The organism is Paracoccus methylarcula (assembly GCF_003007735.2).
Taxonomy (GTDB): domain Bacteria; phylum Pseudomonadota; class Alphaproteobacteria; order Rhodobacterales; family Rhodobacteraceae; genus Paracoccus; species Paracoccus methylarcula.
This window is the reverse complement of record NZ_PXNQ02000002.1, coordinates 302,648-328,797: the sequence shown is the minus strand read 5'-3', so window position 1 is coordinate 328,797 and position 26,150 is coordinate 302,648. Positions and strand designations below refer to the sequence as shown.

The 26,150-nt window shown below is 63.6% G+C and carries 26 protein-coding genes and 1 pseudogene; 6 read left to right on the top strand and 21 right to left on the bottom strand.

Features of this window, described 5'->3' with window-relative positions:
* Nucleotides 1–5 precede the first annotated feature (5 nt).
* Nucleotides 6–935 (bottom strand): nickel/cobalt transporter, encoded by a 930-nt coding sequence (locus tag A7A09_RS04740; RefSeq protein WP_106690304.1) that lies wholly within the window; start codon nt 933–935, stop codon nt 6–8.
* Complete coding sequence (locus A7A09_RS04735) at nt 932–1,606, bottom strand: DUF1007 family protein (protein WP_170167016.1); 675 nt, start codon at nt 1,604–1,606, stop codon at nt 932–934. The genes A7A09_RS04740 and A7A09_RS04735 overlap by 4 nt, the downstream gene beginning before the upstream one ends.
* Before the next feature lie 166 nt (nt 1,607–1,772).
* Here A7A09_RS04735 and A7A09_RS04730 point away from each other — a divergent pair, with 166 nt between their 5' ends.
* The 4 genes from A7A09_RS04730 to parE all read left to right on the top strand — a co-directional run bounded on the left by A7A09_RS04730 (nt 1,773) and on the right by parE (nt 5,180).
* Entirely contained in the window at nt 1,773–2,432 is a 660-nt protein-coding gene (locus A7A09_RS04730) for a glutathione S-transferase family protein (protein WP_106690302.1), read from the top strand.
* 55 nt (nt 2,433–2,487) lie between these two features.
* Nucleotides 2,488–2,736, top strand: a complete 249-nt coding sequence (locus A7A09_RS04725) for a type II toxin-antitoxin system Phd/YefM family antitoxin (RefSeq protein WP_076523053.1) — start codon at nt 2,488–2,490, stop codon at nt 2,734–2,736.
* Nucleotides 2,736–3,110 (top strand): type II toxin-antitoxin system death-on-curing family toxin, encoded by a 375-nt coding sequence (locus tag A7A09_RS04720; protein ID WP_106690301.1) that lies wholly within the window; start codon nt 2,736–2,738, stop codon nt 3,108–3,110. Before A7A09_RS04725 ends, A7A09_RS04720 begins: the two co-directional genes overlap by 1 nt.
* A gap of 108 nt (nt 3,111–3,218) precedes the next feature.
* A complete protein-coding gene (gene parE / locus A7A09_RS04715) occupies nt 3,219–5,180 on the top strand; it encodes a DNA topoisomerase IV subunit B (protein WP_106690300.1) in 1,962 nt (653 codons plus the stop codon).
* A gap of 56 nt (nt 5,181–5,236) precedes the next feature.
* Here parE and A7A09_RS04710 read toward each other — a convergent pair whose 3' ends face one another.
* Genes A7A09_RS04710 through A7A09_RS21000 form a run of 4 tightly spaced genes read right to left on the bottom strand, consistent with a single transcriptional unit; the run spans nt 5,237 to nt 8,764 of the window.
* Nucleotides 5,237–5,668: a hypothetical protein gene (locus A7A09_RS04710; protein WP_211341039.1), complete on the bottom strand. Its 432-nt coding sequence runs from the start codon at nt 5,666–5,668 to the stop codon at nt 5,237–5,239.
* Nucleotides 5,669–5,685: 17 nt separating this feature from the next.
* Nucleotides 5,686–7,020, bottom strand: coding sequence for a phosphatase PAP2/dual specificity phosphatase family protein (locus A7A09_RS04705; protein ID WP_106690298.1), 1,335 nt, complete (start codon nt 7,018–7,020; stop codon nt 5,686–5,688).
* 8 nt (nt 7,021–7,028) lie between these two features.
* Nucleotides 7,029–7,922, bottom strand: coding sequence for a class I SAM-dependent methyltransferase family protein (locus tag A7A09_RS21005; protein ID WP_211341038.1), 894 nt, complete (start codon nt 7,920–7,922; stop codon nt 7,029–7,031).
* On the bottom strand, nt 7,811–8,764 hold the full coding sequence (locus A7A09_RS21000) for an alpha/beta hydrolase (RefSeq protein ID WP_211341037.1): 954 nt from the start codon (nt 8,762–8,764) through the stop codon (nt 7,811–7,813). The genes A7A09_RS21005 and A7A09_RS21000 overlap by 112 nt, the downstream gene beginning before the upstream one ends.
* A 155-nt stretch (nt 8,765–8,919) precedes the next feature.
* Between A7A09_RS21000 and A7A09_RS04695 the strand changes: the two genes are divergently transcribed.
* Complete coding sequence (locus A7A09_RS04695) at nt 8,920–9,513, top strand: CDP-alcohol phosphatidyltransferase family protein (protein ID WP_106690297.1); 594 nt, start codon at nt 8,920–8,922, stop codon at nt 9,511–9,513.
* A 98-nt stretch (nt 9,514–9,611) separates the two neighbouring features.
* Here A7A09_RS04695 and A7A09_RS04690 read toward each other — a convergent pair whose 3' ends face one another.
* The 5 genes from A7A09_RS04690 to A7A09_RS04675 form a co-directional block, all read right to left on the bottom strand.
* Nucleotides 9,612–10,433 carry an inositol monophosphatase family protein gene (locus tag A7A09_RS04690; protein ID WP_106690450.1) on the bottom strand — a complete coding sequence of 274 codons (822 nt, stop codon included), beginning with the start codon at nt 10,431–10,433 and terminating at the stop codon, nt 9,612–9,614.
* A 26-nt stretch (nt 10,434–10,459) separates the two neighbouring features.
* Nucleotides 10,460–10,882 (bottom strand): TOBE domain-containing protein, encoded by a 423-nt coding sequence (locus A7A09_RS21995; RefSeq protein WP_366465448.1) that lies wholly within the window; start codon nt 10,880–10,882, stop codon nt 10,460–10,462.
* The gene (locus A7A09_RS21990) at nt 10,879–11,514 is read right to left on the bottom strand and encodes an ABC transporter ATP-binding protein (protein ID WP_366465446.1); all 636 of its coding nucleotides are present in this window, start codon (nt 11,512–11,514) and stop codon (nt 10,879–10,881) included. Before A7A09_RS21990 ends, A7A09_RS21995 begins: the two co-directional genes overlap by 4 nt.
* Complete coding sequence (locus tag A7A09_RS04680) at nt 11,511–13,706, bottom strand: ABC transporter permease (protein ID WP_106690296.1); 2,196 nt, start codon at nt 13,704–13,706, stop codon at nt 11,511–11,513. The genes A7A09_RS21990 and A7A09_RS04680 overlap by 4 nt, the downstream gene beginning before the upstream one ends.
* Before the next feature lie 63 nt (nt 13,707–13,769).
* Nucleotides 13,770–14,798: an ABC transporter substrate-binding protein gene (locus tag A7A09_RS04675; protein ID WP_106690295.1), complete on the bottom strand. Its 1,029-nt coding sequence runs from the start codon at nt 14,796–14,798 to the stop codon at nt 13,770–13,772.
* A gap of 166 nt (nt 14,799–14,964) precedes the next feature.
* Between A7A09_RS04675 and A7A09_RS04670 the strand changes: the two genes are divergently transcribed.
* A complete protein-coding gene (locus A7A09_RS04670; protein ID WP_106690294.1) occupies nt 14,965–15,990 on the top strand; it encodes a LacI family DNA-binding transcriptional regulator in 1,026 nt (341 codons plus the stop codon).
* A gap of 34 nt (nt 15,991–16,024) precedes the next feature.
* Here A7A09_RS04670 and xylA read toward each other — a convergent pair whose 3' ends face one another.
* The 10 genes and pseudogenes from xylA to A7A09_RS04625 all read right to left on the bottom strand — a co-directional run bounded on the left by xylA (nt 16,025) and on the right by A7A09_RS04625 (nt 26,060).
* On the bottom strand, nt 16,025–17,326 hold the full coding sequence (gene xylA / locus A7A09_RS04665) for a xylose isomerase (RefSeq protein ID WP_106690293.1): 1,302 nt from the start codon (nt 17,324–17,326) through the stop codon (nt 16,025–16,027).
* A gap of 52 nt (nt 17,327–17,378) precedes the next feature.
* Complete coding sequence (locus tag A7A09_RS04660) at nt 17,379–18,026, bottom strand: ThuA domain-containing protein (protein WP_106690292.1); 648 nt, start codon at nt 18,024–18,026, stop codon at nt 17,379–17,381.
* Complete coding sequence (locus A7A09_RS04655) at nt 18,023–19,132, bottom strand: Gfo/Idh/MocA family protein (protein WP_106690291.1); 1,110 nt, start codon at nt 19,130–19,132, stop codon at nt 18,023–18,025. The genes A7A09_RS04660 and A7A09_RS04655 overlap by 4 nt, the downstream gene beginning before the upstream one ends.
* A pseudogene (locus tag A7A09_RS04650) lies at nt 19,129–20,138 on the bottom strand (ABC transporter ATP-binding protein). The gene A7A09_RS04655 and the pseudogene A7A09_RS04650 overlap by 4 nt, the downstream one beginning before the upstream one ends.
* A 32-nt stretch (nt 20,139–20,170) precedes the next feature.
* Entirely contained in the window at nt 20,171–21,808 is a 1,638-nt protein-coding gene (locus A7A09_RS04645) for a glycoside hydrolase family 43 protein (protein WP_106690290.1), read from the bottom strand.
* Nucleotides 21,809–21,812: 4 nt separating this feature from the next.
* The gene (locus A7A09_RS04640; protein WP_106690289.1) at nt 21,813–22,643 is read right to left on the bottom strand and encodes a carbohydrate ABC transporter permease; all 831 of its coding nucleotides are present in this window, start codon (nt 22,641–22,643) and stop codon (nt 21,813–21,815) included.
* On the bottom strand, nt 22,640–23,566 hold the full coding sequence (locus tag A7A09_RS04635) for a carbohydrate ABC transporter permease (RefSeq protein WP_106690288.1): 927 nt from the start codon (nt 23,564–23,566) through the stop codon (nt 22,640–22,642). The genes A7A09_RS04640 and A7A09_RS04635 overlap by 4 nt, the downstream gene beginning before the upstream one ends.
* An 83-nt stretch (nt 23,567–23,649) precedes the next feature.
* Nucleotides 23,650–24,552: an ABC transporter substrate-binding protein gene (locus A7A09_RS04630; RefSeq protein ID WP_211341036.1), complete on the bottom strand. Its 903-nt coding sequence runs from the start codon at nt 24,550–24,552 to the stop codon at nt 23,650–23,652.
* Nucleotides 24,468–24,911, bottom strand: a complete 444-nt coding sequence (locus A7A09_RS21785) for an extracellular solute-binding protein (protein WP_211341035.1) — start codon at nt 24,909–24,911, stop codon at nt 24,468–24,470. Before A7A09_RS21785 ends, A7A09_RS04630 begins: the two co-directional genes overlap by 85 nt.
* A gap of 126 nt (nt 24,912–25,037) precedes the next feature.
* Nucleotides 25,038–26,060 carry a LacI family DNA-binding transcriptional regulator gene (locus A7A09_RS04625; RefSeq protein WP_106690287.1) on the bottom strand — a complete coding sequence of 341 codons (1,023 nt, stop codon included), beginning with the start codon at nt 26,058–26,060 and terminating at the stop codon, nt 25,038–25,040.
* Nucleotides 26,061–26,150 lie beyond the last annotated feature (90 nt).

The following is a 26,150-nucleotide window of genomic DNA, read 5'->3' as shown; positions in this document are numbered from 1 at the left end:
GCCAATTATGCCAGCAAAGTCATGGCGACGATAGCCACCACCGCCCCGGCGGCAAGCTGCAGGATCCCGGGCAGCCAGCGGGCCATCGCGGCCAGCGGGCCGGTTTCGGGGATCATCGCGAAACTGCCCTCGCGCGCCCAGACCGACAGCATTGCCACCGCCAGCGTAACCGAGGCCGTGCCCAGCCCCATCGCCATGGCCCCGGCGATCCCTGCGGGAAAGAACCCCATCCGCCATGTCAGCAGCAGCAGGAATACCGCCCCGGTGCAGGGACGCGCGGCGATACCCGCGATCAGCGCAACCGCATCGCGCAGCGAGCGGGTGGCGGCAGCTTCCTCGATGCTGGGACCATGGGCATGACCGCAGCCGCAATCGGCATCATGGACATGATGGTGATGGTGATGGTGATGCTGCGCCTGCGCCGCCCGGCCGGCCCGGAGCAGCATCCGCAGCCCGCGCCATGCCAGCCACAGCCCGACGCAGCCGATCATCGCGGCGCTGATATCGGCCATGCTGTCCTCGGTCAGGTCGGTCAGCGCCTCTCGCGACAGATCGAAAATCGTCAGCCCGCCCCAGACCAAGAGCACCGCCGTCATCGCCTGCGCCAGCGAGGCGGCCACGGACAGAAGCGCAAGCCGTCCCAGGGCAACCTTGGTGCCGAAGCCGTATCCTCCGATCAGCACCTTGCCATGTCCCGGTCCGACCGCATGCAGGAAGCCATAGCCGAAACAGACCGACATCAGCGCCCAGTTCGCCCCCGGATCACCGGCCCGCAGACGGCGCAACGCACCGGCCATCAGCGTCTGCGCCTCGCGCTGCTGCATCGCGGCCCATTGCTGCAACCCGGCCAGACCACCGCTTTGCCACAGGATCAGCACGATGGCGGCGACCAGCAGCCCGGTGACGGCCAGGATGCGGATGGTGATCCGCGTCATTCATCCGCCCCCGCGCCGCAGCGGATATCGGCCTCGTCGGCCCCGGCCGAGCCGATATCGACGGTCACGACATCCGCATCTGCCGGATCGGCCCCGCTGCCCAGAACCGCCTCGATCGCCTCGCGATAGGCATCGGGCGCGGCAGAGGGATCGCCCGGGATCAATTCGACCTCGCAATCCGTGCGCCCCTCGACCACCGGCGCCCCCGGCATCGAGAAATCCACGTAGAATTCCGGATCGTAAACCTGAACCTTCAACGGGGCCTCCATCGGAAGCGGCTCGGCCAGCGGATGCAGATGACGCGAGATCAGCCGCCCGTCACGGTATTCCGCCGTGAAGTCCCGCACGTCTTCAAGAGCGACGGGCACGCCATCCATGCGCGGATACAGCCGACCGTCGAAACCCGGCTCCCAATCGGCGTCGAATCCCTGGATCAGGGCGTTCTCCTCCTCGGTCAGGATGCCGTCGCCATCCTGGTCCAGCCCCATATCCTCGATGATCAGGAGCGAATACAGCTCGTCATAGCTCCACTCGACCTCGAACCCCGTCAGGGCGCCGCTGTCGTCAAGGATCAGCTTCAGCCCGGCATCGATATAGACATGCGGATGCGCCAATGCCGCGGCGGGCGACAGTGACAGGCACAAAGCGGCAATCAGGCGGTGGGATGACACGTGCAGACCTCGCGCGGAACTGCGCCTTCTGTTAATTCGCTTGCGGCGCCAATGCAATTCACGGCTGCCTGACAAAGCATGAAATATGAATCGGCTTGACAGCTCCCCCCGGTCCCGCGTCACATCCCCTCATCATGCCGTCGATATGTAAAGAGGAGAGCTTTCCATGCTGACCATCCACGGCGTCACCCGCTCGCGCGCCTCGCGCATTATCTGGCTGTGCCACGAGATCGGCATCGAATTCGAACAGGTCCCGGTGATCCAGGCCTATCGCCTGCCCGATCCCGATGCGCCGGACGCGCCGCTGAACACCCGCTCGCCGCAATTTCTTGCCCTGTCGCCCGCCAGCGCCATCCCGGTGATCGAGGATGGCGGGCTGATCCTGAGCGAATCGATGGCCTGCACGCTGTACCTGGCGCGCAAATACGGCCAGCCCTTCGGCCCCGCCGATCCGCAGGAGGACGCGCTGATGATGCAGTGGAGCTTCTACGCCGCCACCGCCATCGAGCCCGACGCGTTGACGCTGCTTTATCTGCACGGCTCCGGCAAGACCCTGTCGGCCAGCGATCAGGCCGCGGTCAGGAACGCCGCCGAGCGGCTGATCCGGCCCTTGCGCGTGGTGGAAAACCATCTCGCGACGCATAGCCATATGGTTGGCGGGCGCTTTACCGTTGCCGATATCAACATGGCAGAGGTGCTGCGCTATGCCCAAAGCTTCGATCCGCTGATGGAACGCTTCGGCGCGATCCAGGCATGGCTGGCGGATTGCCAGACCCGCCCGGCATTCCAGAAGATGTGGGAGGCACGGAATGCCGAACCTGCATAGCCATTGAAATATGCACTGGAATATGCAATATAATGGCATCTGAAAGGATGCCGCCATGACCCGCCTGCTGACCAACCATATCTGCACCATGACCGAACTGCGTGAACCGCATAAGGTGCTGGAACGCTCGGGCGGCAAGCCGGTGGCGATCCTGAAGAATTCGCAGCTTGTCGGCTATCTCGTGCCCGAAGAGGCGACCGACAAGGGACAGCATCGCCACGCGACCCGCGAAGAGGTGATGGAATCGCTGCGGCGTCGGCGGGCAGTCAATCAACCTGTGCTGGATTATCTGAAAGACAAGTAATGGAATTGCTCCTTCTGACCGCCGAACTGGTCGAGGCGATCCATGACGAGGTTCTCAATCCCGGCGAATTGCCTGGAATGGCCATGAACAAATCCCTGGATTCAGCCCTTGCCCGGGTTGAGAACCGCATTGCCTACGGGATGGTTGACGACTTGTTCGATATCGCGGCCATGTATGCCATGGCCATCTCGCAGGGTCATTGCTTCAACGACGCGAACAAGCGGACCGCACATCAGTCCATGGACGCCTTTCTCGATCTCAACGGCGTGCAGATCACCTGGTCGGCAGAGGAAATCGGCCAGAAGATCATCGCCCTTGCCCAAGGGTTGATCGACGATGGCGACCTGGCCGAATGGCTGCGCGGCACCGCCTGACCTTCCGCAAGCACTTGCGCAGGCGCTCCCCTGCCCCACAAGCCCTTGCGCCGATGACCCCTCGCATGAGATAGTCCGTCAAACACGTAAAAGAAACGAGCAGTCCAGATGGCAGATGATCTTCTCTCCGCCGCCGACATCAGCGTCGACAGCTATTCCGCCTCGTCCATCGAGGTTCTGGAGGGGCTGGAACCTGTCCGCAAGCGCCCCGGCATGTATATCGGCGGCACGGATGAACGTGCGCTGCATCACATGGTCGCCGAGATCCTCGACAACTCCATGGACGAGGCGGTGGCCGGTCATGCCACCCGGATCGAGGTCGAACTGCTCGCCGATAACAGCGTCGTCGTCCGCGACAACGGCCGCGGTATCCCGATCGATCCGCATCCCAAGTTTCCCGGCAAATCGGCGCTGGAGGTGATCCTCTGCACCCTGCATGCGGGCGGCAAGTTCTCGGGCGATTCCTACGAGACCTCGGGCGGCCTCCACGGCGTTGGCGCCTCGGTGGTGAACGCGCTCTCCGACAGCCTGGTGGTGCAGGTCGCGCGCAACCGCGAATTGTTCCAGCAAAGCTTCTCGCGCGGGGTTCCGCTTGGCCCGGTCGAGAAACTGGGTGCCGCCCCGAACCGCCGCGGCACCACCACCACCTTCCACCCCGATGCCGAGATCTTCGGCCATCACCGCTTCAAGCCCGCCCGGCTGCTGAAGATGGTGAAATCCAAGGCCTATCTGTTCTCGGGCGTCGAGATCCGCTGGAAATCCGAGATCGAGGAAGACGACACGCCCATGGAAGCGGTCTTCCACTTCCCCGGGGGGCTGGCCGATTACCTGGGCGAGACGCTTGACGGCGCGTCTACCTATTCCGAGCGCCCCTTTGCCGGAACCGTCGATTTCAAGCGCTTCAACGCGCCGGGCAAGGTCGATTGGGCGATCAACTGGACGCCTTCGCGCGATGGTTTCATCCAGTCCTATTGCAACACCGTGCCCACACCCGAGGGCGGCACCCATGAGGCCGGTTTCTGGGCCGCGATCCTCAAGGGCGTCCGCGCCTATGGCGAGCTGGTGAACAACAAGAAGGCAGCCCAGATCACCCGCGAAGATTTGCTGACCGGCGGCTGTGCTCTGGTCTCCTGTTTCATCCGAGAGCCCGAATTCGTCGGCCAGACCAAGGACCGGCTGGCCACGACCGAGGCGCAGCGGTTGGTCGAGAACGCGGTGCGCGACCATTTCGACAACTGGCTGGCGGCGGATACGAAATCGGCGGGGGCGATCCTCGATTTCCTGGTCCTGCGGGCCGAGGAACGGCTGCGCCGCCGGCAGGAAAAGGAAACCGCCCGCAAATCCGCGACCAAGAAGCTGCGGCTTCCCGGCAAGCTGGTCGATTGCTCGAACTCCGCCCGCGAGGGAACCGAGCTGTTCATCGTCGAGGGCGACTCGGCGGGTGGCAGCGCCAAGATGGCGCGCGACCGCAAGAACCAGGCGCTTCTGCCGCTCCGCGGCAAGATCCTGAACGTGCTCGGCGCGGCCTCCAGCAAGATGGGCGCGAACCAGGAGATCAACGATCTCTGCCAGGCCCTTGGCACTGGCATGGGGACGCGGTTCAACCTTGATGAACTGCGCTATGACAAGATCATCATCATGACCGATGCCGATGTCGATGGCGCCCATATCGCCAGCCTGCTGATGACTTTCTTCTTCACCCAGATGCGGCCACTGATCGACAAGGGCCATCTCTATCTTGCCTGCCCGCCGCTTTACCGGCTGACACAGGGGGCGAACCGCGTCTATGTCTCGGACGACGCCGAGAAGGAGCGCTTGCTGGCCAAGGGGCTGGACGGCAAGGGCAAGATCGACATGCAGCGCTTCAAGGGCCTGGGCGAGATGGACGCCAAGGATCTGAAGGACACCACGATGAATCCCGAGACGCGCAGGCTGATCCGCGTGAGCATCGATGAAGAGGCCGGAGGCGAAACCGGCGATCTGGTCGAGCGGCTGATGGGCAAGAAACCCGAGCTGCGGTTCCAGTATATCCAGGAAAACGCGCGTTTCGTCGAAGAACTGGATGTCTGAGCCGGGCGGTCAGGGGATGTGAACCGGCAACTCGCCTTTGTGTCGCCTATTGCCGTTCAGGGCGAAACAAGCCTGACCCCGTCCCCGTTCATGGCCCCGAGAATCAGGATGACATAAAGCGCGAGACCGGTCAGGAGCGAGATCCGCTGCAACCGGAGGAGGCGCGCGCATCCCGCAAGGCGTTCCGGCAGGGTCTTCGCAACTCCGCCCGGCGCGCGGAGCCCCGTGCGCGACAGCACGTCGTCGATGGCCGCGAGGCCAACATCCTCAGCATCGTGAGATGCCCCGAGCCGGAAGAGTGCCGCGTCGAACAGGAGATGGACAGAGAAGGCCAGCGACACGAGGCAGAGGGCGAGCAGCAGCCACCATGCCAATGGCCCCGCAAAGCCGTGAACCCCGGCTGTCGGCGGCGCGAGAGCAAGGATCAGCAGTGCCATCGCCCCGCCGGCAAGACCGTTGCGCCGAAGGCGGCGGGCCGCATCGGCCATCGGCATTCCCGCCGCCGTCATCGCGCGGCCCGTTCGATCGCGGCATGGGCTTCGATGGGCAGATGGACCGGCCTGCCCGTATCCCTGATCCGCGCCACGGCGGCAGCGGCATCCGTCGCAAGACCCGCGCGCAGCAGCCAGCAGGCCGCGACCACGGCGCTGCGCTGGAAACCGAGCGCGCAGCAGATGAGCACCGGGCCTGGTCCGCGTGCCGCCTCGACCGCGCTGGCCGCCTCGCGGATGCGGGCAGCTGGCACGGGCAACAGGTCCAGCGAGGGAAATGCCCGCCATGCAAGGCCGGGAGCAGGCAAGCCCGGCAGTTCCGCCGTCATGTCGATGACCGAAGCATAGGCGGCAAGCTCGCGCCGTACCGGCATGCGGCCGAGAAAGATGCCCTCCGCAATTTCTGTCGCCGGTGCCAGGCTCCGCGTCCACCAGCGGATATTCAGCCGCACCCCCTGCCGATAGGGCCAGAGCAGCCAGCGGCCGGCAAAGCCGATCCGGCCATCAGCGCCCTTCATGAACACGCGCTCATCGGCTCCGGCATAGCCGAACGCGACGATGGCAAGGGCAAGCGCGGGCCAGAGCAGCAGCAGGCCCGCCCCGGAACCGAGTGTCACCGCTACGGTCAGGGCAAGAAGGAGAACCGCAGCGCCCGCATAGCGGACCGCGAGCCTTCGGGCTCTTGCGTCCCTTGTCAGCCGGAACCCGGCAAGCGGCGAGGGTCGCCCCGCCGGAAACAGCCAGAGCGCGAAAAGGCCGAGCAGCATGCCAGTCGGGATGTCGATGACGTGATGCTGCCATGTGGTCAGCACCGAAAGGCCGATCAGCAGGCTCCATAGATGCCAGATGACGCGCCATGTCCGGCCAAGCCGCCTGCGCCAATGGTCCCAGATGATGACCAGAAGCGCGATATGCAGGGACGGCGCCTGGTTGAACGGCTTGTCGAAGCCGCCAAGCACATCGAACATGAAACCGGGCAGCCCATGCGTCTCGGGCCGCACGAAGATCGCCTGCAAGGGAAAGGCGACAAAGCAGGTAACAGCGACGACCTGTGCCGCAAGATAGCGCCGCGCCAGTCGCCCGACATCCTCCGGCCTGTCATTGACGAAAAGCGAAAGCGCGTAGAAGGCATTGATCGACCAATAGGGAATGATGGTCCAGGCGATGAATGGAATATGCGCCTCCCAGTCAAAGGCGAGGTTCGGCACGCCCGGCCTGACGGAGGCGAGCCAATTCGCCGTGCCATAGGTCAGGTAGAAGAACGGTGCGAGAAAGGCGAGCCAGAGCGCCGCCACCCGGAACACGGCGCGGCGGTCGGCAGCCTGAATGGATGCGGTATCCTCTCTCATCGCCGGCCTCAGATACGCTCTGCCAGTGAGACGGTGAAAATACCCCATTTGTCGATACGCTGCTCGATCTTGCGGAACCCGGCGGCGGCGACAAGCTGGTCCATCTCCTGCTGGGTCCGCCGCCGCATGATCCAGGCCTCGCCACCGCGATGGGAGGTGAGCGCCCGCGCGATCATTTCGAGCTGCGGATGCCAGGGCTGGCCCGTGTAAAGGAGCAGCGATCCCGGCTCCATCGCCCGCGACAACCCCGCAAGCGAGGCTTCGATCAGGGCGTTGTCGGGGAAAAGCTCGTAAAGGCCAGAGGTGATGGCGAGGGTCGGCCCTGGCTCCACGCCTGCAAGCGCCTCTGTGTCGAAGGCGTCGGCACGATGGAAGGAGGCGACATCCTGCAACCAGCGCTCGGCAATCAGCGCCGAGCCCTTTTCCACGTTGATCGGCGAATAATCCTGAAGGCGGATGTTTTCGGGCCTGACGTCGGAAGCGGCAACGGCATCGAGCACATAACGCCCGTGCCCGGCGGCGATGTCGAGGACTCGCAGCGGCTTTCCCTCGGCCTTCAGCCGCGCGAACGCCTTTCCGATCAGTTCCTCCAGGTGAATCTTGCGCTGCCTTATGCCGCGCCAGCCGATGACGTCGAGGAACTGCCGGTCGATGAACCGTCCGAAGGGACCGAGGCCCCTCGCCTCGTCCTCATAGACATAATCCAGCGTCGATCCGGAATCGAAGCCGGTGCGTATGCCCGTGGCGATGCCGTTTGAAAAGAGGCCGCCGAGACGGATCGATGCACGCGTCATCGCCCAGTAGAACCCGCGCGGAGAAAGAGGCGCAAGCGGTGTCGCAAGCCGGTCGGCCTCGTCGCGCGTATAGCCGGAAAGATGCGCCTGCCGCAGATCCGCCGCCACGGGCGGTTCGTCGAAGCGCGCGGTGATGAAGCTCCGGACCTTGTCCAGCGCCTTGGCGCGATCCTTTTCGCCCAGGGTGTCGTGATAGAAACCGGGCAGAATATGGCGTTCCTTGACAGTGCCGCCGAGATTTTCGAAGAACGGTGCTGTGGCGTGTGACGGACGACGAAATCGCTGCCTGAAATCAGAATCTGCGTCGGCACCGTGATCGCGCGTGCATCGGCCACCACGCGATCCGCCGACTCGTAAAGTTCCAGCAGGATATTCGAGGCGATGGGACGGGTGATCAGCGGATCGGCCTCGAACGAGGCGATGCGCTCTGGATCATGCGTCAGGAAACGCGCCTTGACGTAGGAATTGACGAAGAACCTGCCCTTCAGCTTTTGCCAGAGCGCGATGCCCTGCCGTGCGAAAGGCACATAGAGCTTCACATCGAAGGCGGGCGAGGCGAGCACCAATGCGCGGATACCCGGCGCATAATCATGCACCCAGGTTGCCGCCAGCACCGCGCCGACGCTTTGGGCGACGACGGCGATCCGGTCTGTCGCAAAGCCGCCGGTCTCGCCTATATGGCGGATGAAGCAGTCGAGATCGCGCACCGAATGGGCGAAGGATGGCGAATGGCCCCGCTCGCCCGGGGAACGGCCGTGACCGCGGGCATCCCAGGCATAGAAGGCGAAATCGTCGAGCCCGAGTTCCTCGGCGATATGGGCCACCCGCCCGCCATGTTCATGACCGCGATGAAGCAGCACGATGGCGCCCCGCGCATTGCCCGAGCGGGCAGGCCAGGCGCGGTAGAACAGCTCCGCGCCGTCATGACTCGTGAAATTACCTTCATGCATCGATTGTCGTCCCCAGTCATGCGAGTCAAAAAAGTCGTTCGAAATTCACTGATATGAAAAATCGCCGCCGCCCGGACCGCCAACAGGCGGCAATGGGTTGTTTCAGGTTGATTTTTCAGGCCTCATCGCATCGATATCTTCGAGGTTGAATATTCATGTCGATTTACAAGCTCAAGTCTTCCTTTCAGGACAGGCTGCGTCCAACGGTTCTCCGCTTGGCGGCGGCGGGCGTGACCGCGAACCAGGTCACTACCCTATCGGCGGTGATCTCCGTCTTGATCGGTATCATGTTGTGGCAATATCCCGCACGGGTTTTATTCCTGCTCATACCGCTCTGGATGTTCCTGCGCATGGCACTGAACGCCATCGACGGAATGCTCGCCCGTGAACATGGCCAGAAAAGCCCGCTCGGAGGTCACCTGAACGAGATTGGCGATGTCGTTTCCGACGCGGCGCTCTATGCTCCCTTTGCCCTGGTCGCGCCCTTCTCGCCGGTCTGGATCGGAGCGGTGATCTTCCTCGCGGCGCTGACCGAATTCGCGGGTGTCCTGGGCGCGGTCCATGGCGATGGCCGACGTTATGACGGTCCGATGGGCAAGAGCGACCGCGCCCTTGTGTTCGGCATCCTGGGAACATGGATCGCGGTTCTGGGCGTCATGCCGGACTGGTTTCGATGGATACTGCCAATCATCTGCGTGATGATGGCCTGGACTGTCGTCAACCGGATCCGTTCGGGAATAGGGTCGTAGGAAGGGCGTTTCCGGCAAGGTCGGAAACGTCCGCGACTATCGGCCCGCAACAATGCCCGGATCGTTGTTCCACACATGGCCCCGGCACGGCCGAAGCCTCATCGGCGGTCCAGGACTTCCCAATCCGGCGCCTCGAAACGGGTCAGTGCTGCGAGGCGGTCATAATCCGTGGCGGTCGCACCCATGACGCCGAAGGGCGCGCCCTGCAGCGCGGCAGGGGGAAAGGGCAGGACCTTGCCGCCCGCGGCCTCGATCAGCGCATAGGCGGCAAGGCAGTCCCACAGGCTCATCCGGGGTTCGCAATAACCGACCAGCCGCCCGGCGGCGACATAGGCCAGCATCAGCGCGCCAGAGCCGTAACGCACCCAGGCTATTCCTTCGGCGGCCAGTTCGCCGTGAAGCTGGCCGAGGCGAGCGGGCGGGACACGGTCATTGCCGCCCAAGCCGAGCAGTCCCGAGGACAGGTCGAAACGTTCGGTCACATGGATCGGCCGGCCATTCAGCGATGCCCCATGACCCCGTGCACCGAGAAACATCTCGTCCAGGACCGGCGCATGGATCGCGCCAAGCAGGGGGCCGCTGTCATCCATCAACCCGATGGAGACGCACCAGCCCGGCAATCCGTTGAGGAAAGGCGCGGTCCCGTCGATGGGATCGATCACCCATGTCAGCCCGGACTCTCCCGATGCATGGCCATGCTCTTCCCCCAGCATCGCATCGGCGGGAAAGGCATCGCTCAGGGCGTCGCGGATCATCGTCTCGACCTCGCGATCGGCGATCGAGACCATGTCGGTGAGGTTGCGCTTGGTCTCGATGGCAAGGCTGTCCCGGCGGCGGAAATGTTCGAGGGCGCGGGCGCCCGCCTGCCGCGCGATGGTTTCGGTTTGCGCCAGCCGCGCGCCAAGATCGATCCCGGTCATCATGTTGCCCCTGTCCCTTCCCTGCCTCATGCGATCAGCGCCACGCCGCCGCCCCGGAATTGCAGCCCGACCGGCTTTCCCGGTGGAATCGCCTCGGTGCGGTCTCCGTCGATGACGAAAAGCCGTCCGGCGGGGCCGTCGATCTCGTATTCGATGTGGTCGCCCAGATAGGCCGCGCTGACGACATGCCCCTCGATCCCCCCGCCATCAGAGCCGACGGTGAAGGCGTTGGGGCGTGCGGCCAGCCGGGCGGGACCGGGGCGGATATCGCGGGCGGGAAGGGTCAGTTCCTCGCCGCCCACGCGGATCCTGGCCAGACCGCCTGTCACCTCGCGGATCTCGCAATCGATGACATTCGCCTCGCCGATGAAATCCGCGATGAACTCGGATGCGGGGGCCTCGTAAAGCTCGCGCGGGGTGCCGGACTGGGCGATTTCCCCGTCCTTCATGACGACAATGCGATCCGAAACCGCCAGCGCCTCGTCCTGGTCATGGGTGACATAGACCGCGGTGAAACCCAGCCTTTGCTGAAGCTCGCGGATCTCGGTGCGGACGCGGCGGCGCAAGCGGGCGCGAGATTGGACAGCGGCTCGTCCAGCAGCAGCACCTGCGGCTCGAGCACCAGCGCACGGGCCACTGCGACCCGCTGTTGCTGCCCGCCGGAAAGCTCGGACGGCAGGCGGTCCCCAAGGCCGTCGAGGCCCACCAGTTCCAGCCCGCGATTTCCCGCCTCGCGGGCCTGCGCGGGTTTCATGCCACCCGATTCCAGCCCATAGGCGATGTTCTGCGCCACCGTCATATGCGGAAACAGCGCATAGCTCTGGAACACCATCGTGACATCGCGGCGATTGGGCGGCAGGCGCGTCACATCCTGCCCGCCGATCATAACCGAGCCCCTTGTCGGTGTTTCCAGCCCCGCCAGCATCCGCAATGTCGTGGTCTTGCCGCAGCCGGACGGGCCAAGCAGCGTCACCAGTTCGCCGGGCTCGATCCGCAGGTTCAGATCGGGGATGGCGGTGAAGCCGCCGTAATCCTTGCGCACGGACCGGAACTCGACCGCGCCTCTTTCGGGATTGCTCACGCTGCTGCCTCCTTGTTGACGGGCGGGGTTGGCCTGCGGCGCAGGCGGCGGTCTCCGACCAGGAATTGAAAGCCGCCGATCACGGTGATCATCACCACGATCAGCACCGAGGAATAGGCGATGGCCACCCCGTATTGGCCGTTCTCGACCAGCCCGACGATATAGGCGGTCGCCATGTTGTACTTGGCCGAGACGAGGAAGATCACCGCCGAGATCGAGGTGATGGCACGCACGAAACTATAGACGAGCGCGGCCATGATCGCCGGGCGCAGAAGCGGCAGGATCACCCGCCTGAGCGTACGGCCCGAATTCGCGCCAAGCGTCAGCGAGGCCTCGTCGAGGCTCCCGTCGAGCTGCGCCATGGCGGCGACGCTGCCGCGCACGCCGACCGGCATGTTGCGGAAGACGAAGCAGGACACGAGGATCAGCGCCGTGCCGGTCATCTGGATAGGCGGCAGGTTGAAGGCCATGATATAGCTGATGCCGATGACGGTGCCGGGGATGGCAAAGCTCATCATCAGCATGAACTCGAACACCGCCTTGCCGGGAAAGCGCTGCCGCGAGATCAGCCAGCCGGTCAGCAGCCCCACCGCCGCCGTCAGCGGCGCCGCGATCAGCGCGATCAGCATGGTGGTCCAGAAACTGTTCCAGGCCACGCCCGACCAGCGGAAACCGCCGTCGAAGCTGACCCCGAAGGCGCGGATGTAATGGTCCAGCGTCAGCGTGTGATCCAGCCCCCACAGCTTGAAGAAACCGCCAAACAGGATCATCGCGTAGACGATCACGGTGAACAGGCTCCAGAGCGCCACGATGCCGATCACCGGAAAGGCAACGCGCGCCGGCAAGAGCGCATGGGTGCCGCCATCGCCCTTGCCGCCGACGGTGGCGAAATTGCGCCCGGTCAGCCAGAGCCGCTGCGCCAAAAAGGCCGACAGGGTGAAGAACAGCAGGATCGCCGCCAGCACGGCGGCCCGCGACGGATCGTTCTGGGCGCCGACGACCGAAAAGAAGATCTCGGTCGACAGCACGCCGCCCGAGCCGCCCAGCACCAGCGGGTTGCCGAAATCGGCCATGCTCTCGATGAAGCCGATCAGGAAGGCATTGGCCAGTCCCGGCGCCATCAGCGGCAGCGAGACCTTGCGGAATGTCCGCCAGCGCCCGGCGCGCAGCGTCTGCGAGGCTTCCTCCATCGACGGACTCACCCCCTCGACCACGCCGATCAGGACGAGAAACGAGATCGGCGTGAAGCTGAGCACCTGCGCCAGCCAGATGCCGGTGAGACCATAGAGCCACCGGCCCAGTTCCCACCCCGTCGCCCCCTCGATCAGTTGCGTCAGCGTGCCGGACCGCCCCAGCAACATGGTCAGCGCGAGGCCGACGACGAAAGGCGGGGTGATGATCGGCAGGACCGTCAGCAGGCGAAGGCTCTTCTTGAAGCGAAAGCGGGTGCGGGTCGCGACCAGGGCAAAGGCCAGTCCCAGCAGGGTCGTGGCACTGGCCGTGCAGATCGCCAGGAACAGCGTCCGCCATGCCACCCCGCAGCTTCCCCCGGCCAGGCAGGAAAGGCTCCAGATCTTCGAATCATCGATATTGCGCAAGACGCCTTCGGTCGTGAACGAGCCGTCGAAATCCTGGAACGCGCCGGTGAAGATCGACAGGATCGGGTAAAAGACGAACACCGCGACCAGCAGGATCAGCACCGCGATAGAGGTCAGAACGAAGGCGTCGCCCTTCAGCACGCCGCGCTCGGCAGCGCCGAAAGAGATCAGGCAGGTGAAGAACAGCCCCAGGACCACCGCGCCCGCACCGAAAGCGGGCTGGCCGGAGATCTCTCCGAAAACGGTTTCCAGCAGGTTCCAGTTCCAGCCGCGCATGCCCGAGGACAGCCCCTCGGCCACCAGCCAGACCAGGCCCATGATGCCGATACGGATTAGCCAGCGCCCCCGGAATCCGCCCGAGGGTTGCGTAAGACGCAGGCCCGTTGCCGCCACGAGCAGCAGCAGGACAGGCCATAGCTGCCAGCGCCCCGCGATCGCCTGGAACGCGCCGGGCCAGAGATCGGGTTCTGAGATGGCGTCACCGATCCAGCCGAAGCCGAAGAATCCGCCCCGGATCTTGTACCAGGGCAGCAGCAGCAGCGACAAAAGCGCAAGCCATGAAAGCCGGTCCAGCCGCCGGTTGTCAGCATTCATTGATTCACCTGTCCTGGCTCCTGCCGAGAAACCGCCGGGATGGCGTGGCATCCCGGCACTGTCTTACTCGGATGCCTGTCCGCCGATCTCGGAATCCCATCTCGCCAGCAGCGCCTTGCGCCGCTCGGACGAGCCGTATTCGGCGAAGTCGTAATCGATCAGCTTGATCTGCGACAGGTCGGGGGAATGCTCGGAGGCCACGGCCTCCTTGTTCGACGGGATCTGATAGGAGCCCGCCTCGGGCATCACGTTCTGCACATCCACCCCGAGAACCCAATCGTAGAAGACCTTGGCCTCGTCGGGATTCACTGCGCCTTCGATCAGCGACATCGAGCCGACCTCGTAGCCGGTGCCCTCGCAGGGCGCGATGGTCTTGACCGGAAAGCCTTCGACGCTTTGCGAGACCGCGTCATGCATGAAGACGATGCCCAGCCCCGCCTCTCCCCGCGCGGCCGCCTTGACCGGGGCGGAGCCGGACTTGGTATATTGCGAGATATTGGCATCCAGTTTCTTGAGGTAATCGAACGCCTCGTCCTCGCCCATGATCTGCACCAGCGTGGCCAGCGTCGTATAGGCGGTGCCCGAGGAATTCGGATCTGCGATCTGGATCTCGCCTTTCAGGGCAGGATCCAGCAGATCGGCCCAGCAGGCAGGCTTCGCCAGCCCCTTCTTCTCGAAGATCTGGGTGTTGTAACCCCAACCAAGCGCACCGCTATAGACGCCGACGGTGCGATGGCCCGAGATCTCGGCTTGCTGGACGGCCCAGTCCCGCAGTTCCGGCAGCATCGGCGATTCATATTCCGCCGTCAGCCCGTCGGCGGCGGCCTGGAGATGCGGATCCCCGGTGCCGCCCCACCACAGGTCGGTCTGCGGATTGCGCGCCTCGGCCCGGACCTTGGCATAGGCCTCGCCCGAAGACAGGCGGACCATGTTCACGCCGATATCGGAATGCGACGCCTCGAATTCCGAGACCAGCCGTTCGCAAATCACCACATCGGCCGAGCAGATCAGGTTCAATTCGGCGGCGCCGGCGGACCATGCCGGCAGGGCGATAACGGCCCCGGCTGCGATGGCTGCGGTTCTGATTGTCATTTCTTCTTCCTCCCCTTTCCCCAAACAACAACTATTGCAAAGCTGTTCATTACAGCTTTCATGCGAATCGGAATTCTGTCAATAGGAAGCAGAATAATCCCTGCTATACATGGAAAACATGAACCTCATATGATAATGAGAAGCTGTGCATCATAGGAACAAAGCATTGGTAAAGAAGGCCGTCAGCGCAAAGGATGTGGCCGAGCTTGCAGGGGTCTCGCGGGCGGCGGTCTCGCGGTGCTTCACCCCCGGGGCAAGCCTGTCGCCCAAGACGCGGGAACGGATTTTGCAGGCCGCCGATCAACTCGGTTACCAGGTCAACCGCCTGGCCAGCGGGCTGATCCGCAACGAGACCGGGATCGTCGCCCTGATCGCCGCCGAACTTTCCACGCCCTACCGCTCTTGCCTGCTTTCGGCGCTGACCGAGAAATTGCAGCAGGCCGGGAAACTGGCGCTGACCATCAATACCGACCGCTCGGATGACAGCGTCGAGCAGGCATTGCGTCACGCGATCAGCTACCGCACCGATGCGGCGATCTTCCTGTCCGGGATGCCCGCGCGCTCCCTGGCCGAGACCTGCCTGCGCAACGGGATGCGGCTGGTGCTGATCAATCGCGACGAGGAGCGGCCGGGCTCGCTCCGGCTGCGGCTGAACGATGCCGAGGCGGGGCGTCGCGCGGCGGCATTGTTGCTGGCGGCGGGATGCCGGAGGCTGGGACTGGCCAGTTCCGCCGCCGATACCCCCAGCCTGACCGAGCGCGAACGCGGGTTCCGCGAGGCCGCGAGGGCAGCGGGATTCGAGTTCATCGAGGAACGGCGCGGCCCCACATCCTACGAGACCGGGCAGGATCTGGCGATGGCGCTGCTTGCGCGGTCCGACCGGCCCGACGGCATCTTCTGCACGACGGACCTGATGGCCTGCGGGATCATCGATGTCGCACGCTGGCGGTTCGGGATCAGGATCCCGGACGAACTGTCATTGATCGGCTTCGACGATATCGCCCAGGCCGGTTGGGAAGGATACGCGCTGACCACCTTTTCCCAACCGATCGGGGAGATCGCGGCGGAAAGCGTGAACTGGCTGATCTCGGGTGAGCAGAAGAACGAGGCAAAGGAAATCCTGCTGGAACCGAAGCTGGTCATGCGCCGCACGCTCCGGCAGGGTTTCCAGCCTCTCGCAGGCGGGGGGTGAATCACGAGAGCCCCCTGCCCTTGCATGAGTGAAATCACAGGAAGCGGTTCACCCGGTTCTCAAGCCGCTCCTGCCGCCCGGAGCGCGGCTGCGGATCGAGATTGCCGGCCTCGACCTGCGCCGCGATCTCGTCGAGCGGCTGGTCCAGCATGGCCCGCGCCTGCGGTGTTTCCCAACCTGCGTAACGCTCACTGCGCGCCTTTTCCAGGAAACCGTCCTCCAGCATGGCCGCCGCGGCTTTCAGCCCGCGCGCGCAGACATCCATCGCGCCGACATGCGCCAGCACCAGATCCTCGGGATCAAGGGATTGCCGCCGCAGCTTGGAATCGTAATTCGTCCCGCCGGTGGTGAACCCCCCCGCCTTCAGAACCTCGTAATAGGCCAGCGCGACCTCGGGGACATTGTTCGGGAACTGGTCGGTGTCCCATCCCGACTGGTAATCGTTGCGGTTCATGTCGATCGAGCCAAGCAGGCCCAGTGACGCGGCAAGGGCAAGCTCATGCTCGAAGGAATGTCCGGCAAGGATGGCATGGCCCTGCTCGACATTCAGCTTGACCTCGTTTTCCAACCCGAAGCGCTTCAGGAAGCCATAGATCGTGCCGACATCGTAATCATATTGATGCTTGGTCGGCTCCTGCGGTTTCGGCTCGATCAGGATCGTGCCCTTGAAGCCGATCTTGTGCTTGTATTCCACGACCTTCGCGAGGAAGCGCCCGGCCTGTTCGGCCTCACGCCCCAGATCGGTGTTCAGCAGCGTCTCATAGCCTTCGCGCCCACCCCACAGCACGTAATTCTCGCCGCCAAGGCGGTGGGTCACGTCCATGCAGGCCTTTACCGATGCAGCGGCATAGGCGAACACGTCCGGGTCGGGATTGGTCGCGGCACCCGCCATCCAGCGGCGATGCGAGAACATGTTTGCCGTGCCCCATAGCAACCGGGTGCCGGTCTCTTCCATCCTGGCGGCGAAGATGTCGGCGATTTCATCGAGATTGCGGCGGCTTTCGGCAAAGCTCGCGCCTTCGGGCCGCACATCTGCGTCATGGAAGCAGAAGAAGGGCTGGCCGAGGATCGAAAACAGCTCGAAGGCAACCTCTGCTTTCAGCTTCGCATCCGCCATCGTGTTGCCGAACCACGGGCGCTCGAAGGTCTGCCCGCCGAAAGGATCGCCGCCTTCCCAGGCAAAGCTGTGCCAATAGGCCACCGCGAAGCGCAGGTGATCCTCCAGCCGCTTGCCAAGCACGATTTCATCCGGGTCGTAATGGCGAAACGCGAATTCGTTGTCGGTTTCCGCGCCTTCATAGCGGATGGGGGCGATGTCCTTGAAGAAATTGCTCATGATGATCCCTTTGATGGTTGAAGCGACCGGCTTGCGGTCGGTATTTCGCGTGTCAGCGCGCGGCCCAGATCAGGCCACGGCGCAGGATTTCCCGCATCTGCGGCACCTCGAATTCGGCGGCGACATGGCCGAGCGAGGAATAGAACACCCGGGCGGCTCCGTATCGATGTTTCCAGACCACCGGCATCACGGTGCCCCTGGTCCAGGGCGCGTGCGCGCCATCGAATGTCGTGGTCGCGAGAACCTCGATCGACGGATCGACATGCATGAAATACTGCTCGGAGCGATAATCGAAATCACCGATTCCAGCGACCAGCGGGTCATCGGGTTTAACGATCTCGACCCGGTAATCGATGATGTTGCCGGGATGGGCGACCCATTGGCCGCCGGTCATGAACTGATAGGCCGGTTCCATGCGGAAGGCGTCGGCCATGCCGCCGTGGAAACCGCCCAGCCCGGTTCCGCCCTCGATGGCTGCGACCAGGTTCTGCAATTCGTCCTTTTCGACCTGCACCTGTGTCACCAGCGGCACGATCAGGTCGAACCGGTCCAGATCGGTCTCGGCCAGTACCTTCGTGCCTTCCTCGCGCCGCACGTCGAAGCCTTCATTCGCCAGCATTTCCTCGACGATGCGGGAGCAGGCTTCGGGCTCGTGGCCCTGCCAGCCGCCCCAGAAGATCAGTGCCGTCTTGTTGCTCATCTTGCCTCCGAAAAATCGATCTGCCCGAACCGGTCGCTTGGGGCGAGCGCTTCGGGCCTTTCGCAACTTGTGGAAAGCGTCACCGCCTTGCCGCTGTCAGCCGAAGCGAGAAGCGACTCGATCACGTCAAGCGCGTGCAATGCCAATTCGCCATTGGCCCGGTGCGGCCGCCCCTCGGTGATCGCCGCGGCCATGTCAGCCAGGCCCAGCCCGCGATAATTGCCGTCGCCATGGGCATGGTTCATGTCCTGCACACACCACTCACCGTCGAACAGTTCCACATCGCCGTCGAAACGGTTCGGATCGGGGATCAGCAGTGAGCCGTCGGTGCCGTAGAGCTCCAGCGGAGAATGGCGATGCGCCCGGACATCGAAGCTGGTGACGATCTGCACAAGGGCGCCATTGGCGAATTCCATGACACCGGCGACATGGGTGGCGGCCTCGACAGGCACGCTTTCGCCCGCACGGGGGCCTTGCGCGATGATCCGATGGTCGCGCCCGCGCGAGGCAAGCGCGCTGACCCGGCGGACCGGTCCCAGCAGGTTCAGCATCGCGGTGATGTAATACGGCCCCATGTCGAAGAGCGGCCCCGCGCCCGGTCCGGCATAGTAGAAGTCGGGATTGGGGTGCCAGCGTTCATGCCCCGGCAGCATCAATGTCGCGCTCCCCGCCGTTGCCCGGCCGATCCTGCCGCTATCCAGCAAGGCCCGCGCCGTCTGATGGGCACCGCCCAGGAAGGTATCGGGCGCACAGCCAATCCGCAGCCCCTTTTCCGCCGCCGCCAAGACAAGCTGGCGCGCTTCGCGGACGCTGCCTGCAAGCGGCTTTTCGGAATAGACATGCTTGCCCGCATCAAGGGCGGCAAGGCCGACCTCGACATGGGCGGCGGGGATGGTCAGGTTCAGGACGATGTCGATATCGTCGCGCGCCAGCAGTTCGGCAGGGGTCATCGCGGCGACACCATGGGCATCCGCCTTTGCCTGCGCGGCCTCCGGGACAAGATCCGCAACAGCACGCAGCGAGAGTTGCGGAAATATCGCGGCGTTTTGCATATAGATGTCGCTGATGACACCGCAGCCGATGATGCCGATGCCCAGCCCGGTCATTGCACCGCCTCCATCCGCGCGCCGTCATGCCCGAAGAGATGCAGGTTCTCGCGTTCGGGGGTCAGGGAAAGGCGCTCGCCTGCTTTCAGGCGGATATTCCCGGGCAGCCGCACGGTTACATCGCCGATGCCTTCGACCTTCGCGTAAACGACCGTATCCGCCCCCAATGTCTCGACCACCTGTGCGGTGGCCGACCAGTCACCGCCCTCGCCGGAGACAGTGATATGTTCGGGGCGGATACCCACGGTCTTCACCTCTTCGCGCCCGATGGCCGAGCCGGGCAGAAGGTTCATTTTCGGTGACCCGATGAAACCCGCGACGAATTCCGTTTGCGGGCGATCATATAGCTCCATCGGCGCTCCGACCTGCTCGATCCGCCCGGCATTCATGACCACGATCTGATCGGCCAGCGTCATCGCCTCGACCTGATCATGGGTGACATAGATCATTGTCGCGTCGAGCGACTGGTGCAATTGCGCGAGTTCGACCCGCATCTGGGTGCGCAGCGCAGCGTCCAGGTTCGACAAGGGTTCGTCGAACAGGAACACCTTGGGGTGACGCACGATGGATCGCCCGATGGCCACGCGCTGACGCTGCCGCCCGAGAGCTGGCCGGGCTTGCGGTCGAGATAATCTTCGAGCGCGAGGATCCGGGCGGCCTCGGCCACGCGGGCCTCGCGTTCGGTTGTCGGCATCTTGGCCAGCCGCAAGCCGAAATCGATATTCTGGGCCACCGTCATATGCGGATATAGCGCATAGGACTGGAACACCATCGAGATGCCCCGCTTTGACGGCTCTTCCAGCGTCACCTCCTGCCCGCCGATCAGCACATCACCGCTGCTCGGCATCTCCAGACCCGAGATGATCCGCAGCAAGGTTGACTTGCCGCAACCCGACGGCCCCACCAATACCGTGAAAGAGCCATCCGGCACGGTCAGGTTCAGGTCGGGAATGACCGTCATCGCGCCAAAGGATTTGGTTATGTTCTGTAGTTGAACTTCGGACATGCGATCCTCGCCTGTTTGCTCGCCGGGCTGGTTTACCGGGGCTCGTAAAGGAAACTCAGGAAATCGGCGTGCCGGCCACGGCCCGAGCTGTCATGCGCGCAGATCCCGATGAAGGCGCCGGTGAAATTGTTCCCGGGTCCGTTTCCGGCCTCGTCCGAGATCGCCGACTGGTCCAGCTCGATTCCAAGATCCTGCCAGTCACCGCCATCGATGGCATAGCGAAAGCGCAGCGCCGCGCCGTCCACATCGCAGCCCAGCCTGACCGTGCCGGTTTCCGGCAGCGGGATTGGCTCGACCGGGTATTCCACGCGCGGATCGGGCCAGTTGGCCGGGCAGCTATAGACCGTCAGGACCCGCGCGCCCGCCTCGTCGGCGGTAACGGCGAGGTAATGGAACTTGAAGCGGCCATACCACGAGATCAGCCCGGCATAATGCTGGTAATCGCCGGGTGTCATGTCGATCTCGGTTTCGGCGCGGAAGGCGAAATCCACCTGCCTGCGGGCGACCAGTGCATGGTCGAATTGCGAGCCCGGCGATTCCCGCCCGAAAAGCCGCAAGGCGCCCGGTCGTTCGGAGAGCGAGAAAAGCCGTTCGGGCTCGGGCGTGCGCAGCCACTGGAAAGCGGATGGCAGCCCTTCGGGCGAAAAGCGGCTGAGCTTTGGTTCCGGCTCGAAAGGATGTGGCGGCAGATCCGGGGCGGGAACGGTATCGGCAGGGGCGTTGCCGCCATGCGCCAATCGCGGAAACTCGCCCGGTTCCCAGATCAGCTTCTGGATCGCGGTTTCGCGGCCCAGGGGCGAGCGCCGGACGTCATCGGCATGGATATCCTTGCCGTCAACCGGGATGCCGCGCGTCGCGTCCAGCGGACGGGAGCAGAGATGCACCATGTAATGCTCGCCATCCTGCGTCTCGACGATATCGGCATGCCCGGCGCGCTGCAGATAGGATTGCGTGCCGCTCGCCGTCAGCAGATGTTTTGCGGGATCGGTCTCGTAAGGGCCGAAAAGATCGCGGGAACGTGCCATGGTCACGGCATGATCGTAACCCGTCCCGCCCTCTGCGGTGAGCAGGTAATACCAGCCATCGCGGCGATAGAGATGCGGGCCTTCGGTGAATTTGCGGTCGGTGCCGCGATAGATATTGCGGATCGGCCCGACAAGGCGGCGCTCCTTTACCGAATATTCCTGAATCACGATCCCGCCGAACTTGTCGCCCTTTGTCCGGTTATGGTCCCAGATCATGTTGAGCAGGTATTTCCGCCCATCCTCGTCATGGAAAAGCGAGGGATCGAAACCCGACGAGTTCAGGTAGACCGGATCCGACCACGGCCCCTCGATGGCGGGGGCGGTCACCAGGTAGTTATGGCTGTCCTTCCACGCACCGTCGCGGCGTTTCACATCGGTATAGATCAGCCAGAACAACCCGTCGGACCATGTCAGACATGGCGCCCAGATACCGCCGGAATCGGGATCGCCGCGCATGTCCAGTTGCGAGGCGCGGTCGAGCGGGCGCTTGACCAACCGCCAGTTCACGAGATCGCGGGAGTGATGGATCTGCACACCCGGATACCATTCAAAACTCGATGTCGCGATGTAGTAATCATCGCCCACCCGCAGGATCGAAGGGTCGGGATTGAAGCCGGGCAGGATCGGGTTGCGGATCTCGGTCATCTGGTCATCCTTTCACGGCGCCACCGGTCAGCCCGGCGACGATGTATTTCTGTGCGGCGAGGAAAAAGACGATCGCTGGCACGATGGTCAGCGTCACGAAGGCCAGCGTGCGGTTCCACTGGGTGACATATTCGCCCCGGAACTGCATCATGCCGAGCGGCCAGGTAAAGGCTTCGCGCGAGTTCAGCACGACCAGCGGCAGCAGGAAATTGTTCCAGCTCTGGACGAAGACGAAAACGCCGACCGTGGCGAGGATCGGAGCCGACAGCGGCAGCGTGAAACGCCAGAAGAAGCGCACATAGCCGCAGCCGTCGATATAGGCGGCCTCGAAGAGTTCCTTGGGTAATTGCTCGAAGAAGGTGCGAAATAGCAGGATCGCCAGCGACAGGCTGAAGGCGGTCTGCGGCAGGATCACCGCCCACCATGTATCGAGCAGCCCGATATCGCGCACCTTGATGAACAGCGGCAGGATCGCCGTGGCGAAGGGAAACATCAGCCCCAAGAGCAGGTAGGAGAACAGCATCCGCGAACCGAAGAAGCGGATCTGCGCGAAAACATAGGCGGCGGCGGAACCGACGATCAGCGTCAGCACGACCGCAGCGGAAGAGATCAGCAGCGAATTGCCCAGGTATCGCCAGAATGCCGGGTCCGAGACGATCGAGCCGTAGAATTCGAGGTTCCAGCTTTCAGGCAGCGACAGGGCGCTTGTGCGGATCTCGGCATTGCTCTTGAAACCGCCCAGCACAGTGGCCAGCATCGGCGCCAGCACGAAACTGGCCACGACGCACAGGAATGCCACGCGCAGGATGTTGCGTATCAACTGGCCACGAGTCATGCCTGTTTCCCCCTCATGAAGATGCGCTGGTAGAACACCGCAACCGTGATCGCGGCGACAAACAGGATCACACCGACCGCGCTGCCAAAGCCGATATTCAGCCGCGTCAGGCCGAAGGTATAAAGATAGGTGACGATGGTGTGGGTCTGGTTCGATGGTCCGCCATTGGTCAGCGGAATGATCACGTCGAACACCTGCAACGCGCCGATGATGGCGAAGAAGGCGCTGACGATGATCGCGGGCTTGATATGCGGGATCTGCACGTAACGGACGATCTGCAACCGCTTTGCGCCTTCGATCCGGGCCGCCTCGATCTGGTCCTCGGGCACGCTTTGCAGGGCAGCGATATAGATCATCATGTGAAAGCCGAAATATTTCCAGACGATCACCGTCATCACCGCCGTGAATGCCCATTCCCGATCGGCAAGGATGAAGAAGCTATCGGCCCCGAAAAACCCGGCAACCGAGGCGGTGATGCCGTAATTGCCGTCGAAGACAAAGCTCCAGATCAGCCCTGCCGCCACCTCGGCAAGGATATAGGGCAGGAAGAAGATCAGCCGGAAGACCGCGTTGGTGGGCGTCTTGCGATAGATCAGAAGTGCCAGCAGAAGCGCCAGGGGCATCTGCAGGAACAATGAGACGGCGACGATCTTGAGCGTGTTACCGACCGCCGTGTGAAAGATCGAATGTCCCGCGATCCGCTCGAAATTCTCCAGCCCGACGAAGTTGGTGGGGGTGCCGTAGCCATTCCAGTTGAAAAAGGAATAATAGGCGGACTCCCCCAGGGGCAGCATCACGAACAGGCTGAACAGGATCAGCGCGGGCGGCAGCAGGACAAGCGCGGCAGTGACGCGCCCGTTGGAGAGGCTGCGGCGCGGGCGCTCGGACGCCGAAAGGCGCCGGTTGGCAGCGGCGATGGTCATGCCACACTCCGATCTGGCGAGGTAGAGGATGAGAACGGGTTCACGCGCCACCGCGATGGCGGCGCGTGAGCGTCAGTCAGATGTCAGCGGAAATCCCATGCTTCCTGTATCTGGGCCGCCGCATCTTCGGGCGTGATCGCGCCCTGGGCGAGATCTGCCGAAGCGTCGTTGACGGTTGCGCCAACCGAGGCCCCAAGGAACTGGTCCAGGAAGATCTGGTGATAGCTGCTGTTTCCGATATGCTCGGCGACTTCGGCGAAGAACGGGTTTTCCAGCGCATCGCCCGCGCCTTTCACGATCGGAATGAACAATTCCTGCCGTCCCCCTTCGCGCTGGTTCTCGGCATTCAGCATGAAGGCCAGGAATTCGACGGCCTCCGGTTCGGCGGAATTCGAGACGGCCCAACCGTTGATCCCGCCAAGCGTGGCGGTTTCACCGCCGGGCGTGACCGGATCGCTGATCGCGGGAAAGCTGATGATGGCCAGTTGTTCATCCGGCAGCCCCTCGCCGCTGGTGGAACGTTCGCGCATCGGCAGGTAATCCCAGTCCCCCATCAGGTGGAAGGCGCCCTCGCCATCGGCGAACATGCCGCTGGCGGTTTCATAGGTCGTACCCATGAAGCCGGGCTGGAACGGCTCCATCTCGGTCAGTCGCTGGAATTCCTTTCCGGCCTCGATGAATGCCGCGTTCTCGAAACCGCCATCCTCGCCAGCCATGGCCTTTGCCACGGCATCGGGCCCGCCTTCGCGCAGGGCCAGGTAGCTCCAGTAGAAATGCAGCGGCCATTTGTCCTGCCCGCCCGCGATGATCGGCGTGATCCCGGCATCCTTCAGCGTCTGGACAGAGGCCAGGAAATCTTCCCATGTGCCGATCGCTTCGAGATCGATCCCGGCCTGTTCGGTCAGCGCGGTATTGGTCCAGAACACCACCTCGGTCGGGTATTGCGGCAGGCCGTAAAGCACATCATCGACCGAGTATGCCTGCAATCCCGCCTCGGGCATGGTTTCGGCAAAGCCTCGGGCAGCAGATCCGAGATCGGCTGCAGGAAACCCGCCTCTGCCTGTTCCATCAGGGTCTGCCCGCCCCAGCTATAGAAGATGTCGGGCCGGGCATCCGATTGCAGCAATGTCGGCAGCTTGGATTTGTAGGCCTCGTTGGCGATGTATTCGAAGCTGACATCGACCCCTTCATGCTCGGCCTCGAAGGCCTGCGCGATCTGTTCGAAATAGGCTTCCTGCTCATCGTTCACCGCGACGCGCAGGACATTGATCACCGTCTGCGCATCGGCGGCCTGAGCACCTGCCGCGCCAATCAGCGCTGCGAATGCCGCAATTGAATGTTTCATGTATTCCTCCCTGATATCGACTTTCCGGCCAGCCCTCTGGCTGACGAAGAATCGGACTTCTTGACTAACGTACGTCAAAAAATTCCATCATGCAACGGGGAACTCCATCGCAGCAGGCAAGGGATGTTACGGCAGGTTGTCGCGCAGATAGACCTCGACGCCGATCCGCTGCCCGTCCGGATCGATGGGCGAGCCGTCGATCAGCGCCTGCAACAATTCGACCGCAACCCTGATTTCCTGGGCCCGGTCCTGATGGATCACGGCGTCGAAACTGCCATCGAGCAGAGCCTCGCGGGAATAGGTCGTGAGTTCGTGAACCACGACGGATGGCCGCCGCTCGGGTGGCAGCGAGGCGATGGCGCGCGCAACACCGCGATTTCCGGCGCCGAGGCTGTATATCCCGACCACGCCGGGCGTGCCTGACAGCATATCCGCCAACCGGTCGCCGACGATCTCCTGGTCATCGAAACCTTCCAGCGGGGGCAGAACCTCCTGCACGGGAAATTCCGATCTCAGCACCTGTTCGAAACCGAGCCGCCTCTCGGCATGGTCGCGCACCAGCATCGAGCCTGCCACAAGGGCAATCCGCCCGGGCCGCCAGCGGCAGAACCGACCCAAAAGACTGGCCGCCGTGCGCCCGGCCTGCACATTGTCGATACCGACAAAGCGCTGCCTTTGCGACGATGGCAGGTCCGATACGAGCGTGACCGCCGCGATACCCTTGCCGCGCAGCTCCGCCAATGCCGCGCGCACGATGGCGGAATCGGTCGCAACCAGCGCCACGCCATCCGTTTCCTGCGGATCGACCCGCCTGAGGGCATCGGCCAGCGCGGCGTCGTCGAAAGCGGGCACATTGGTGACGGAAATCACGGTGAACTCCCAGGCATCCATCTGTGCGACGATCTCCTGCTCCAGCCCGCGCATGAAGCTGTTCCCGCCACCCGGCAGGATGAAAAGCAGCCGATAGCGCCGCTTCCGCGACAGGTTGGCGGCGGCGATATTCCGTTCATAGCCAAGCTGTCTGATCGCCTCGGCAACCCGGCTTTGCGTCGCGCCCTTGACGCCCTCGCGCCCGTTCAGGACGCGATCCACCGTCGAAAGGCTTACTCCGGCGACACGCGCGACATCATGGATGGTTGGTCGGGACATGGGGTACTCGATGCTTGAGGTGTTGGTCTGCGGTGTCTTGACGATCGTAAATCAAAACTCCGGGAATCAACAAGGCTTAATCGGGAACGG

Excerpts from the sequence above, each read along its gene's own strand:
- A7A09_RS04740 (WP_106690304.1), bottom strand. The coding sequence starts at position 935 with ATGACGCGGATCACCATCCGCATCCTGGCCGTCACCGGGCTGCTGGTC.
- A7A09_RS04730 (WP_106690302.1), top strand. The coding sequence starts at position 1,773 with ATGCTGACCATCCACGGCGTCACCCGCTCGCGCGCCTCGCGCATTATC.
- A7A09_RS04725 (WP_076523053.1), top strand. The coding sequence starts at position 2,488 with ATGACCCGCCTGCTGACCAACCATATCTGCACCATGACCGAACTGCGT.
- A7A09_RS04720 (WP_106690301.1), top strand. The coding sequence starts at position 2,736 with ATGGAATTGCTCCTTCTGACCGCCGAACTGGTCGAGGCGATCCATGAC.
- parE (WP_106690300.1), top strand. The coding sequence starts at position 3,219 with ATGGCAGATGATCTTCTCTCCGCCGCCGACATCAGCGTCGACAGCTAT.
- A7A09_RS04710 (WP_211341039.1), bottom strand. The coding sequence starts at position 5,668 with ATGGCCGATGCGGCCCGCCGCCTTCGGCGCAACGGTCTTGCCGGCGGG.
- A7A09_RS04705 (WP_106690298.1), bottom strand. The coding sequence starts at position 7,020 with ATGAGAGAGGATACCGCATCCATTCAGGCTGCCGACCGCCGCGCCGTG.
- A7A09_RS21000 (WP_211341037.1), bottom strand. The coding sequence starts at position 8,764 with ATGCATGAAGGTAATTTCACGAGTCATGACGGCGCGGAGCTGTTCTAC.
- A7A09_RS04695 (WP_106690297.1), top strand. The coding sequence starts at position 8,920 with ATGTCGATTTACAAGCTCAAGTCTTCCTTTCAGGACAGGCTGCGTCCA.
- A7A09_RS04690 (WP_106690450.1), bottom strand. The coding sequence starts at position 10,433 with ATGACCGGGATCGATCTTGGCGCGCGGCTGGCGCAAACCGAAACCATC.
- A7A09_RS21995 (WP_366465448.1), bottom strand. The coding sequence starts at position 10,882 with ATGAAGGACGGGGAAATCGCCCAGTCCGGCACCCCGCGCGAGCTTTAC.
- A7A09_RS04680 (WP_106690296.1), bottom strand. The coding sequence starts at position 13,706 with ATGAATGCTGACAACCGGCGGCTGGACCGGCTTTCATGGCTTGCGCTT.
- A7A09_RS04675 (WP_106690295.1), bottom strand. The coding sequence starts at position 14,798 with ATGACAATCAGAACCGCAGCCATCGCAGCCGGGGCCGTTATCGCCCTG.
- xylA (WP_106690293.1), bottom strand. The coding sequence starts at position 17,326 with ATGAGCAATTTCTTCAAGGACATCGCCCCCATCCGCTATGAAGGCGCG.
- A7A09_RS04660 (WP_106690292.1), bottom strand. The coding sequence starts at position 18,026 with ATGAGCAACAAGACGGCACTGATCTTCTGGGGCGGCTGGCAGGGCCAC.
- A7A09_RS04655 (WP_106690291.1), bottom strand. The coding sequence starts at position 19,132 with ATGACCGGGCTGGGCATCGGCATCATCGGCTGCGGTGTCATCAGCGAC.
- A7A09_RS04645 (WP_106690290.1), bottom strand. The coding sequence starts at position 21,808 with ATGACCGAGATCCGCAACCCGATCCTGCCCGGCTTCAATCCCGACCCT.
- A7A09_RS04640 (WP_106690289.1), bottom strand. The coding sequence starts at position 22,643 with ATGACTCGTGGCCAGTTGATACGCAACATCCTGCGCGTGGCATTCCTG.
- A7A09_RS04635 (WP_106690288.1), bottom strand. The coding sequence starts at position 23,566 with ATGACCATCGCCGCTGCCAACCGGCGCCTTTCGGCGTCCGAGCGCCCG.
- A7A09_RS21785 (WP_211341035.1), bottom strand. The coding sequence starts at position 24,911 with ATGAAACATTCAATTGCGGCATTCGCAGCGCTGATTGGCGCGGCAGGT.
- A7A09_RS04625 (WP_106690287.1), bottom strand. The coding sequence starts at position 26,060 with ATGTCCCGACCAACCATCCATGATGTCGCGCGTGTCGCCGGAGTAAGC.